Origin of the sequence: Allobranchiibius sp. CTAmp26 (assembly GCF_017565405.1) — a bacterium.
GTDB lineage: Bacteria > Actinomycetota > Actinomycetes > Actinomycetales > Dermatophilaceae > Allobranchiibius.
In genome coordinates, this window is record NZ_JAGEKR010000006.1 from 68,782 (window position 1) to 80,024 (window position 11,243).

Genomic DNA, 11,243 nt, shown 5'->3' on the forward strand with positions numbered 1-11,243 from the left:
ATGCGCCTCGCGACGATCGACGATGCCCTGGCCGAGTTGGCGCTGGGCAGACCGGTGCTGGTCGCGGACGACGCCGACCGGGAGAACGAGGTCGACCTCGTGATGTCCGCGGCGGTCGCCGACGAGTCCTGGATGGGCTGGGCCGTGCGGCACGGCTCGGGCGTCATCTGCGCGCCCCTGCCGGGCGAGGTCGCCGACCTGCTGGGGTTGCCGCCGATGGTGCGTGACAACCAGGACCCCAAGGGCACGGCGTACACCGTCTCGATCGACGCCGCCCGCGGGGTGAGCACCGGCATCAGCGCCGCCGACCGCACGGCCACCGTCCGCGCACTCGCCGACCCCTCCGCCACGACGAGCGATCTGACCCGCCCGGGGCATGTCTTCCCGCTGCGGGCCCGGCCTGGCGGCGTCCTGGAACGTCCCGGTCACACCGAGGCCGCCGTCGACCTGTGCCGTCTCGCCGGCCTGGCGCCGGTGGGCGTCATCGTCGAGCTGGTGCACGACGACGGGTCCATGATGCGGCTCGACACCGCGCTCGAGCTCGCCGAGCGCGACGGACTGCTGACGATCACCATCGCCGACCTGGTCGCGTGGCGCCGCCGTCGGGACCGGGTGCGCGCGGTGGCACGCACGACTCTGCCCACCCCGCACGGGACCTTCGCGGTGACGGCGTACGTCGACCGGCTCACCGGTGCCGAGCATCTCGCCCTGGTGAGTCCGGCGGGACGCGGTGACGGGTTGGTCCGGGTGCATTCGGAGTGCCTGACCGGCGACGTCTTCGGATCGCGGCGGTGCGACTGCGGCCCGCAGCTCGAGGCGTCACTGGAGCGCATCGCACGGGATGGCGGAACCGTCGTCTACCTGCGCGGGCACGAGGGCCGTGGGGTGGGTCTCGCCGACAAGCTGCGGGCCTACGAGCTGCAGGACGCCGGATACGACACGGTCGACGCGCAGACGCAGCTCGGGCTGCCGGTCGATGCGCGCGAGTACGACGCCGCCGCGGCGATCCTGCAGGACCTCGAGATCGCCGGGGTGCGGCTGCTCACCAACAACCCACGGAAGGCGGAAGCGTTGCAGGAGTTGGGGATCGACGTCACAGAGATGGTGCCGCTGCACGCGGGGCAGACCATGGAGAACGAGCGGTACCTGCGCACGAAGCGCGAGCGGCTCGGGCACACGCCGCCTCTGGAGTCGGTGCCTTCTGTGCACGCCACGGACCTGGCGACCGGTCACGGGGTGTCGGCGTGAGCGGGCACGGCGCTCCGGCCGTCACGACCGACGCCTCGGGACTGCGGGTCGCGGTGGTCGCCGCGTCCTGGCACGAGCAGGTGATGGACGGTCTGGTCGACGGTGCGCGTCGTGGACTGGCCGATGCCGGGGTGCGGGTGTCCGACGTCGAGCTCGTGCGGGTGCCCGGCAGCTTCGAGCTGAGCGTCGCCTGCGCGCGTCTCGCGCCGTCGTACGACGCCCTCGTGGCACTCGGCGTGGTAATCCGTGGCGGGACGCCGCACTTCGACTACGTCTGCCAGTCCACGACTCTGGGACTCACCCAGGTCAGCGTGCAGACGGGGGTGCCCGTCGGTTTCGGGCTGCTCACCTGCGATGACGAGCAGCAGGCGCTGGCGCGAGCCGGGCTGCCGGGATCCAGCGAGGACAAGGGCCACGAGGCGGCCACAGCGGCCGTGGCGACCGCAGTCACGCTGCGGACGCTGGCCCGGGCGACCTCGATCGCACCGTAACCTGGCTCCTCGTGAAGACGTTCGAGCAGTTGTGGTCCGAGCTGGCCGAGAAGGCACGCGAGCGACCGACCGGATCCGGCACCGTCGCGGAACTCGACACCGGTGTGCACGGCATCGGCAAGAAGATCGTCGAGGAGGCTGCCGAGGTGTGGATGGCCGCCGAGCACGAGGGCGTGGAGCGGACGGCCGAGGAGATCAGCCAACTGCTCTACCACCTGCAGGTGCTGATGCTGGCGCGCGGGCTCACGCTCGAGGACGTCTACTCCTACCTGTGACCCTCCGACCGGCACCGACGAAGGACGACCCATGCTGAGAGTGGCGATGCCCAACAAGGGCGCGCTCGCCGAACCGGCCGCCGAGATGCTGCGCGAGGCGGGCTACCGCGGGCGCCGCGACGCCAAGGAGCTGGTGATCCTCGACGCCGACAACGACGTCGAGCTGTTCTTCCTGCGCCCGCGCGACATCGCGGTGTACGTCGGCCAGGGCACCCTCGACGTCGGCCTCACCGGCCGCGATCTGCTGCTGGACTCCGGCAGCCCCGCCACCGAGTGCCTGCCCCTCGGTTTCGGGGCGTCGACCTTCCGGTACGCCGGGCGCTCCGGCGGCGTGAGCGACGTCGCGCAACTCGAGGGCCGCCGGGTCGCCACCAGCTTCCCCGGTCTGGTGCGGGCGGACCTGAAGAAGCACGGAGTGCACGCGGACGTCGTACGCCTCGACGGTGCGGTCGAGACCGCGGTGACCCTGGGGGTAGCCGACGTCATCGCCGACGTCGTCGAGACCGGGACGACGCTGCGCAACGCCGGGCTCGAGGTGTTCGGGGAACCGATCCTGCACAGTGAGGCGGTGCTGGTGCAGCGTGCCGACGCGGAGTCGAATCCGTTGCTGGCAGTGCTGATCCGACGTCTGCAAGGGGTGTTGACCGCCCAGCGTTACGTGATGGTCGACTACGACATCCGGCGCGAGCTGGTCGACCAGGCCTTCGCGGTGACCCCGGGGCTGGAGAGTCCGACCGTGTCACCCCTGCACGACGAGCACTTCGTGGCGGTGCGGGCCATGGTGCCGCGGCGCACCACGAACGCGGTGATGGACGAGCTGTACGAGATCGGCGCACGCGCCATCCTGGTCACCGAGATCGCGGCCTGCCGACTGTGAGGCCGCGATGACGACCACCTCCGAGCCGTACGCCGTCTTCCGCCCGCGACGATCGCGCGTGGTCGCCACCGTCGCCGCCGTGGCGTCGGTGATCGCGTTCGCGGTGGTGGCGCTGACCGTCCCGCGCGGCGGTGTGACGGGCTGGGCGGGCATCGACTCGGTGATGCTGGTGCTCTTCGGGGTGCTCATCGCGGCGTTCCTGATGCGGTACGCGCTCGTCCGCGCCGTGCCCACTGAACGCGGCCTGCAGGTGCGCAACCTGATCTCCACGCGCACCATCGAATGGGTGCAGGTGGTCAACGTGCAGTTCGGCGGCGGGCAGCCGTGGCTGGTGCTCGAACTCGACGACACCGAGCACCTCGCCGTGATGGCGGTGCAGCGTTCGGACGGCCCGAGCGCGCAGGCCGAGGCCGGCCGGATGGCGGCCCTGGTGCAGGTGCACTCCACGGTCCACGACCACTGACCGGGCGGTCTAGCCCGGGCCGGTCTCGATGGTGAGGTGGGCGTGGTCGGGGGTTCGGTCCGTGTCGAAGAGCGCCTGCTCCTGGGCGGCCCACCGCTCCCAGTGCCCGGCGAACCCACCACCATCGCGGTCCTCACCCCGCTGCCGGCGCAGGCCGACCGGGGCCTGCACCCACACCCGCACGTCGGTGTACGCGCGCGCCGCGCCGGCGCTGGACCCCACGCCTTCGACCACGACATACCGGTGCACCGGCACCACCAGCGTCTCGGCGTACCCGCCCGCCACCCAGTCGTAGCGCCGGTACGACGCCCGCTCACCCCGCGCCAGCGGCGCCAGGACCTGCTCCACGAGCAGGGGGACCGCCCTGGCCAACCCGTCCCACCCGGGGTAGAGGTCGTCCATGTGCACCACCGGCGCATCGTCGAGCAGAGGCCCCACGAGCGCCGCCAGGCTGGACTTGCCGGCGCCGCCGCATCCGTCGATCGCCACCACCACGGGTCGCCACCCCGGCTCGGACTCGACCAACTCGGCGACCGAGCGCGCCCACGCCGCAACAGAATTCGCATCCCCTGCTCGCGCGTCGTTGTCGCCCCACACGAAACTGTTCGCGCCCACGTCCACACGCCCACCGTAGGCTGCGGCCCGTGACCTCAGCGGTGCGCGTGATCCCGTGTCTCGACGTCGACGCCGGGCGCGTCGTAAAGGGCGTCAACTTCGCCAACCTGCGTGATGCCGGAGACCCGGTCGAGCTGGCCCACGGGTACGAAAATCAGGGCGCCGACGAGCTGACGTTCCTGGACGTCACGGCGAGCTCCGCCGCCCGCGACACGACGTACGAGGTCGTCGGCCGCACCGCCGAGCAGGTCTTCATCCCGCTGACCGTCGGCGGGGGAGTGCGCACCGTCGCCGACGTCGACCGGTTGCTGCGCAGCGGTGCCGACAAGGTCGGCATCAACACCGGCGCGATCGCGCGACCCGAGGTGATCGCCGAGATCGCCGACCGGTTCGGCGCGCAGGTGCTGGTGCTGTCGGCCGACGTACGCCGCGCCGCCGACGGCCACTTCGAGATCACCACCCACGGGGGCCGCACCGCTGCGGGCCTCGAGGCCGTCGAATGGTGTGTGCGCGCTGCCGCCCTCGGCGCCGGGGAGATCCTGCTCAACTCCATGGACGCCGACGGCACCAAGGACGGCTTCGATCTGGAGTTGATCCGCGCGGTACGCCGCGAGGTGTCGGTCCCGCTCATCGCCAGCGGGGGCGCCGGCGCACCCGAGCACTTCGTGCAGGCGGTCGAGGCCGGAGCCGACGCCGTGCTCGCCGCGTCAGTGTTCCACTTCCGCGAACTCACCATCGGCCAGGTCAAAGACGCGCTGCGGGCCGCCGGGCACCCCGTCCGCTGAGCGTTGGGAGTACGCGCGCGCTCATACAGCGCGCTGCTGCTCCATCTGTCGGACGCTGTGCTTTCTGCGGCATCTGACTGCGCACTCCGCTCCGGCCGCGTGCTCGCTGCGCTCGCCCACAAACCTCCGCTGCGTGCTCCGTCAGATGCCGCGCTTGGATTCCCGGTACGCCGCCACGTCCGCATCCGCGCCGTCGAAGGTCACCATCGCGACCCCGTCCCGGCCGAACACCGACAGGAAGATCTCACCCGGCGCACCCGTGAGCACGACGCTGCCGTGATCGTCCTTCGGCTTCCTGATCGAACGCCGCCCCACCCCAGGGGCGTCGGCGACGACTCCCACGCGTACGTCGCGCATCGCGAGCCGAGCGACCTGCGGCAGGCTGCCCCAGAGTGCCGATGAGAGCTCGGGCGACAGTTCCCGCCGCTCCCAGGACCCCCCGCCACGCAGCACATCCTCGTGGTGCACGAAGAACTCGCCGAGATTGGTGACCATGTCGATCTTGTCGATCCGCGCTGGGTGCCACACCGGCGGACCCTGGCGGATCTGCTCGACCAACCCTGAGAAGTCCTTCGCGGCCAGGTCGCGCTGGATCCGTTGGGTGCGGTCGGCGAGCGCCGGGAGCACCGCACCGAGAGCGGCGTCCGGGCGCCGTTCGCGCAGGATCAGATGGGCGGCGAGGTCGCGGGCCCGCCAATCCCCGTCCAGGGTCGGCGCATCCGGTCCGACCTCGATCAAGGTCTGGCAGAGCGCGGCACGTTCCTGCTGAGCGATGTTGGGCATACCGACATACTGGTGCATATGCCCGCGCCCGTTGCACCCTCGACCGCCCGGGCATTCGGACCTGCACTGCGCATCATCGGCGTCGGCTTCCGGCGCGAACCACGGCCGCTGGCCGTCGCAGTGCTCGGCAGCTTCGTCTACGGCGTGATGACGGTCTTCACAGCCCGCGTCATCGGCCACCTCGTCGGCACGATCGTCACCCCCGCGGTCAGGGTCCACCAGATCACCTCCGCCCAGATATGGACCATCGTCTGGGAACTCGGGATCGTGGTGCTCCTCAACGCGATCGGCGTCGTCTGCCGACGGGTCGGCGCCGGCATGGCCTACTACAACCTGATCGCGCACTACCGACGCCAGGTCACCCGGCAGTACCTGCGCCTGCCGCTCGCCTGGCACCACCGACACCCTTCGGGCCAGCTGCTGTCCAACGCGAACGCCGACGTCGAGGCGACCTGGTCGATCTTCCAACCGCTTCCCCTGGCCCTCGGGGTCGTGGTGATGCTGGTGGTCGGGGTGGTGGAGATGCTGCGGATCGACGTGTGGCTGGCGTTGATCGGCGTGCTGGTCTTCCCGACGCTCTTCGCGGTCAACGCGGTGTTCCGCTCCAAGATGTCGCCGCGGGCCACGCGGGCGCAGCAGCTGCGCGGCGAGGTCAGCGAGGTCGCCCACGAGAGCATCGAGGCCGCGCTGGTCGTGAAGGCGATGGGCCGCGAGGAGCAGGAGACCGAGCGTTTCGCCGAACGCACCAACGAGCTGCGCGGTGCTGCCATCGAGGTCGGCCGGGTGATGGGCATCTTCGAGCCGGTCATCGACGCCATCCCGACCTTCGGCACGCTGGCGGTGCTGGCGGTCGGTACGGCACGTGTGCAGGCCGGCGATCTCAGCGCCGCCGACGTGGTCCAGGTCGCCTACCTCTTCGCGCTGCTCGCCTTCCCCGTCCGGTCCTTCGGGTGGGTGCTCGCCGGCCTCCCCGTCACCCTCGTGGGCTGGACCCGGATCGACAACGTGCTCTCGGCGCAGGGATCCATGGCGTACGGCGACCGTGCGCTGCCGGCCGACGGCTCCGGGGCGCTCAGCATGCGAGCGGTCGACTTCTCCTACGAGGGGGGCGGCACCTCCGACCTCTCGAGCAAGGACAGCGCATCGGTCGGCGGCGCTCAGGTGCTGCACGGCGTCGACCTCGACCTGGCGGGTGGTTCGCTGACCGCGGTCGTCGGGCCCACCGGTTCGGGCAAGTCGACGCTCACCAACGTCGCCCTCCGGCTGGTCGACCCGGACTCCGGTGAGGTGCTCGTGGACGACGTCCGGTTGGCCGACGTACGCCGTCACGGCATCCCCGCGGCCGCGACCCTGGTCTCCCAGGAGACCTTCCTCTTCGACGACACCGTGCGCGGCAACGTCACCCTCGGGGGCCCGTATGACGACGCCGACGTCGACCGCGCCCTGCGGATCGCGCAGGCCAGGGACTTCGTCGACGCGCTCACCGACGGCCTCGACACGCGGGTCGGAGAGCGCGGTGCCACTCTGTCCGGCGGCCAGCGGCAGCGCATCGCGCTGGCGCGGGCGGTGATCCGCTCGCCGCACCTGCTGGTCCTCGACGATGCGACGTCTGCGGTCGACCCGACGGTCGAGGTCGCGATCCTGGACGGTCTGCGGGCGGAGGCGCAGCGTCGGGGCAGCCGCAGCACCACCCTGGTCGTCGCCTATCGACTGTCCACCATCTCGCTCGCCGACACGGTCGTCTACGTCGAGCGCGGTCGGGTGGTCGACACCGGCACCCACGCCGAGCTCATGGACAGGTGCGCGCCATATGCCCGCATCGTGAGCGCGTACGCCGACGACGCGCAGGATCGCGCGGACGCCAAGGCCGCGGCGGGTCAGGACGTGCAACCGGTGGACGCGCGATGAGCACCTCCACCGAGGAGCGGTCCGACACCCGCACGCGCCATCTGGGCGACACCGAGAGCCTGGGCACGTGGGCGATCCTGCGGCGCGGACTCACGCTGTCACCGGAGCTCGGCCGAGGCTTCTCGATCACCCTGGCGCTGGCGCTGGTCGCCACGCTCGGCCAGGTGCTCGTCCCGATTGCGGTGCAGCAGACGACCGACAAGGGGATCCTCGCTGCGGGCGGGCCGGACGTCGGGCTGGTGCTGCGCCTCGTGATCGTCGTGGGCCTGGCGGTGCTGCTCACCAGCGTCGCGTCGTACGCGGTGAACCTGCGGCTGTTCCGCTCCTCGGAGAGCGGTCTGGCGACCCTGCGGATCAAGGGTTTCCGCCAGATCCACGACCTGTCGATGCTCACCCAGAACGCCGAGCGGCGCGGTTCCCTGGTCTCCCGGGTGACCAGCGACGTGGACCAGATCTCCAAGTTCGTGCAGTCCAGCGGGCTCACGTTGATCATCTCCAGCGCCCAGATCCTGATCGCCACCGCGCTGATGCTCTTCTACAGCCCGGAGCTGACCGGCGTCGTCTGGGTCTGCTTCGTGCCGCTCTTCCTGTTGCTGCGCAAGTTCCAGGCCAGGATCGGGCGGGCCTATCTGGCGGTGCGCGAGCGCGTGGGCGACATGCTCGGGGCGGTGTCGGAGTCGGTGGTGGGCGCGACGACGATCCGCGCGTACGGCGTCGAGGACCGCACCGCCGAGCGGATCGACGTGGCCGTCGAGGCCCATCGCCGGGCCGCGATCACCGCGCAGGTGCGCACGGTCAGCGCCTTCGTCTCGGGTCAGGTCGTCGCGGGTGTCACCACCATCGCGGCGCTCGGGGTCGGCACGATCCTCGCGGCCCACGGCCGGCTCACGATCGGTGAGCTGGTGGCGTTCCTCTTCCTGGTCAACCTCTTCACCCAGCCGGTGCAGACGGCCACGGAGAACCTCAACGAACTGCAGAACGCCGTGGCGGGCTGGCGCCGCGTCATCGGGTTGATCGACACGCCGGCCGACGTCCCCGACCCCGGCGAGGGCGGGGTCGACCTGCCGCCGGGCCCGGTACGCGTGCAGTTGCAGGATGTCGGGTTCGCCTACCCGGGCGGTGCCGCGGTGCTGCACGACATCGACCTCGACATCACGCCGGGTTCACGGGTGGCGATCGTCGGCGAGACCGGATCGGGCAAGACCACCATCGGCAAGCTGCTCACCCGCCTGATGGATCCGTTGACCGGCTCGGTGCTGCTGAGCGGTGTCGACGTACGCCGGATCCGCTTCTCCTCGTTGCGGTCCCGGGTCGTGCTCGTGCCCCAGGAGGGCTTCCTCTTCGATGCGTCGCTGCTGGAGAACGTGCGGTTCGCGCGCCCGGGCGTCTCCGAGGACGAGGTGCTGCTGGCTTTCGCGACCCTCGGTCTCGGCGACTGGCTCGACGGGTTGCCGGGCGGACTCGCCACGGCCGTCGGGCAGCGCGGGGAGTCCCTGTCGGCGGGGGAGCGGCAACTGGTCGCGCTGGTCCGCGCCTACCTCACCGAGCCCGACCTGCTGCTGCTCGACGAAGCCACCTCGGCGGTCGACCCGGCGACGGAGGTCCGCATCCAACGGGCGCTGGAGCGCCTCGCGGCCGGCCGTACGTCGATCGCCATCGCCCACCGGCTGTCCACCGCGGAGGCCGCCGACGAGGTGGTGGTCGTCGACCGCGGGCGCATCGTGCAGCGCGGCGCGCACGAGGAACTGGTGGCCGACAAGGGCAGCGTCTACGCCCGGATGCACGCGTCCTGGTCGGCCCAGTCCAGCTGACCGCGCAGTTCGAGCAGGGTCGTAGCGCGCCGTATGGGGCGCGCGACGACTCCGATCAGCTGTGCGCGTCCGTTACTCCTCTCCGGAGAAACGCCCCCACGCCGACTGGCGCGTCATGTCCAGGGCCGCGCCGATCCGCGACCAGGTGACGCCGCGGTCGCGCAGCCGGGTGACCCACGTCGCCAGCCCGGTCTCGACCTGGTCGGCGACACCGGCGATCTTGGGCAGCAGCTCGAGCATCTGGTCATCGCTCATGCTCTGCCAGTAGGGAAGCTCGGGCTGGTCGGCACCCGCCTGCTCTGGAGCGGACCCGGCCAGGATGTCGTTGCACAGCTGCACGCACTCGTTGCAGATGTAGATGCCGGGGCCGGCGATGATCTTGGCGATGTCCTGCTCGTCCTTGGCGCAGAACGAACACCGCACGGTGGTGGTCTGCGACCGGGTCGTGGTCGGCATGGCGGTCTCCTCGTCGTCCGTCAGGTTGTCCCTGACACGCAGGTGTGAGTCACGCTCTTGGGTACGGTCGCCGGATGGACGACGCCAGCACCCGCCTGCTCCCACAGACCGCACGTGACCTGCACCGCAAGGCGGCCACCCGCCAGTCCGAGGGACGGGTGCCGGGGCTGCTGGCCGCGGTCGGCCGCTCCGGGAGCCTGTGGTGGACCGACGGGATCGGCACGGCCGACCTGTCGAAGCCCGGCACCCCACCGGACGCCGACACGCAGTACCCGATCGCGTCCAACACCAAGACCTTCGTCGCGGTGATGGTGATGCAGCTGCGGGACGAGGGCCGCCTGAGCCTGGACGACACGGTCGAGCGGCACCTGCCGGAGGCGACCCATCCCGGCGTCACGGTCCGCCAATTGCTCTCGCACACCACCGGCATGGCCCGCGAACCGGTCGGGGACGTCTGGGAACAGTTGCGATTCCCCGGCCGCGACGAACTGGTGCCCGGGTGGAACGACGCCGAGCGGATCGGACGCCCGCACGACCGGTGGCACTACAGCAACCTCGGTTTCGCGATCCTGGGTGAGATCGTCGCGCGCCTCGACGGGCGCGAGTGGCACGAGAGCCTGCGTGCCCGCCTGCTGGACCCCTTGGAGCTGCGACGGACGACGCTCACCCGTGTCGCACCCGCGGCCGGGCAGTACTTCGTGCCCCCGTTCCACGACGTACCGCTGCAGGAGCCGGTGGTCGACCTGGCCGCCACGGGCTCGGCCGGTGCGCTGTGGAGTACGGCGTCCGATCTGATCTCGTGGCACGGTTTCCTCGCCGACCCGACGCGCGAGATCCTCGACCCGGACACCCTCGAGGAGATGGTCCAGCCCCAGGTCGTCGCCGACACCGTCGGGTGGACCTCGGCGTGGGGTCTGGGGCTGATGCTCGCGCGGCGCGACGGGAAGACCTGGGTCGGCCACACCGGCGGGTTCCCGGGCGCGATCACCGGCGTCTTCACCGAGCGCGAGAGCGCGACGACCGGCCTGGTGCTGATGAACGCCACCTCCACACCGGATCCGGCGGCGATCGCGCTGGACCTCGGCGCCCACCTCTTGAAGCACGAGCCCGTCGACATCGAGCCGTGGCAGCCCGGCACCACGCTGCCGCAGGAGCTGCTGCCGCTCATCGGTCGGTGGTACTCCGAGGGTCGCGCGTTCGTCTTCGGCGTCGTGGACGGCCACCTCGAGGCGCGGGTCGACGGGCAGCCGGCGCATCTGCCGCCGTCCGTCTTCGAAGCAGATGGCGCCGATGCCTTCCGCACGATCTCCGGGCGCGAGCGCGGCGAGCCGCTGACGATCGACCGCCACTCGGACGGGTCGGTGCGCCAACTGCACTGGGCGACCTACCCGTTCACGCGCGAGCCGGTCACCTTCGACGGGCTGCCGCCACGCCGCTGAGCCGCTGAGCCTCAGCGCATCAAGATAGCATCAAGAGCCGTGAAGACGGCATCAACGAGGCGGGGGTCGGCAGCGGTCCGTCCTTGACTGGC

12 protein-coding genes are annotated in these 11,243 nt (G+C 71.1%); 9 read left to right on the forward strand and 3 right to left on the reverse strand.

Going from position 1 to position 11,243, the window contains the following annotated elements; genetic code table 11:
• The 5 genes from ribA to J4030_RS04215 are packed head-to-tail and all read left to right on the forward strand — an operon-like array spanning position 1 to position 3,354.
• The gene (ribA, locus tag J4030_RS04195; protein ID WP_243762841.1) at positions 1-1,248 is read left to right on the forward strand and encodes a GTP cyclohydrolase II; all 1,248 of its coding nucleotides are present in this window, start codon (positions 1-3) and stop codon (positions 1,246-1,248) included.
• Entirely contained in the window at positions 1,245-1,739 is a 495-nt protein-coding gene (gene ribH, locus J4030_RS04200) for a 6,7-dimethyl-8-ribityllumazine synthase (RefSeq protein WP_208047958.1), read from the forward strand. The genes ribA and ribH overlap by 4 nt, the downstream gene beginning before the upstream one ends.
• Before the next feature lie 11 nt (positions 1,740-1,750).
• Complete coding sequence (locus J4030_RS04205) at positions 1,751-2,014, forward strand: phosphoribosyl-ATP diphosphatase (RefSeq protein WP_208047959.1); 264 nt, start codon at positions 1,751-1,753, stop codon at positions 2,012-2,014.
• Positions 2,015-2,045: 31 nt separating this feature from the next.
• Positions 2,046-2,891, forward strand: coding sequence for an ATP phosphoribosyltransferase (gene hisG / locus J4030_RS04210; RefSeq protein WP_208047960.1), 846 nt, complete (start codon positions 2,046-2,048; stop codon positions 2,889-2,891).
• Between the two features lie 7 nt (positions 2,892-2,898).
• Positions 2,899-3,354: a PH domain-containing protein gene (locus tag J4030_RS04215; RefSeq protein ID WP_208047961.1), complete on the forward strand. Its 456-nt coding sequence runs from the start codon at positions 2,899-2,901 to the stop codon at positions 3,352-3,354.
• 9 nt (positions 3,355-3,363) lie between these two features.
• Here the strand turns inward: J4030_RS04215 and J4030_RS04220 are convergent, their stop codons facing one another.
• Positions 3,364-3,975, reverse strand: coding sequence for a hypothetical protein (locus J4030_RS04220; protein WP_208047962.1), 612 nt, complete (start codon positions 3,973-3,975; stop codon positions 3,364-3,366).
• A gap of 23 nt (positions 3,976-3,998) precedes the next feature.
• Here J4030_RS04220 and hisF point away from each other — a divergent pair, with 23 nt between their 5' ends.
• The gene (gene hisF, locus J4030_RS04225) at positions 3,999-4,754 is read left to right on the forward strand and encodes an imidazole glycerol phosphate synthase subunit HisF (RefSeq protein ID WP_208047963.1); all 756 of its coding nucleotides are present in this window, start codon (positions 3,999-4,001) and stop codon (positions 4,752-4,754) included.
• A 141-nt stretch (positions 4,755-4,895) separates the two neighbouring features.
• On the opposite strand, the gene J4030_RS04230 is transcribed toward hisF, so the two are convergent.
• Positions 4,896-5,537 carry a TIGR03085 family metal-binding protein gene (locus tag J4030_RS04230; protein ID WP_208047964.1) on the reverse strand — a complete coding sequence of 214 codons (642 nt, stop codon included), beginning with the start codon at positions 5,535-5,537 and terminating at the stop codon, positions 4,896-4,898.
• Positions 5,538-5,555: 18 nt separating this feature from the next.
• Between J4030_RS04230 and J4030_RS04235 the strand changes: the two genes are divergently transcribed.
• Together J4030_RS04235 and J4030_RS04240 are read left to right on the forward strand one after the other, a co-directional pair.
• Positions 5,556-7,445: an ABC transporter ATP-binding protein gene (locus tag J4030_RS04235; RefSeq protein ID WP_208047965.1), complete on the forward strand. Its 1,890-nt coding sequence runs from the start codon at positions 5,556-5,558 to the stop codon at positions 7,443-7,445.
• Entirely contained in the window at positions 7,442-9,256 is a 1,815-nt protein-coding gene (locus tag J4030_RS04240) for an ABC transporter ATP-binding protein (protein ID WP_208047966.1), read from the forward strand. Before J4030_RS04235 ends, J4030_RS04240 begins: the two co-directional genes overlap by 4 nt.
• A 72-nt stretch (positions 9,257-9,328) precedes the next feature.
• On the opposite strand, the gene J4030_RS04245 is transcribed toward J4030_RS04240, so the two are convergent.
• Positions 9,329-9,712 carry a ClpX C4-type zinc finger protein gene (locus J4030_RS04245; protein ID WP_208047967.1) on the reverse strand — a complete coding sequence of 128 codons (384 nt, stop codon included), beginning with the start codon at positions 9,710-9,712 and terminating at the stop codon, positions 9,329-9,331.
• A gap of 74 nt (positions 9,713-9,786) precedes the next feature.
• Between J4030_RS04245 and J4030_RS04250 the strand changes: the two genes are divergently transcribed.
• Positions 9,787-11,151 (forward strand): serine hydrolase, encoded by a 1,365-nt coding sequence (locus J4030_RS04250; RefSeq protein ID WP_208047968.1) that lies wholly within the window; start codon positions 9,787-9,789, stop codon positions 11,149-11,151.
• Positions 11,152-11,243 lie beyond the last annotated feature (92 nt).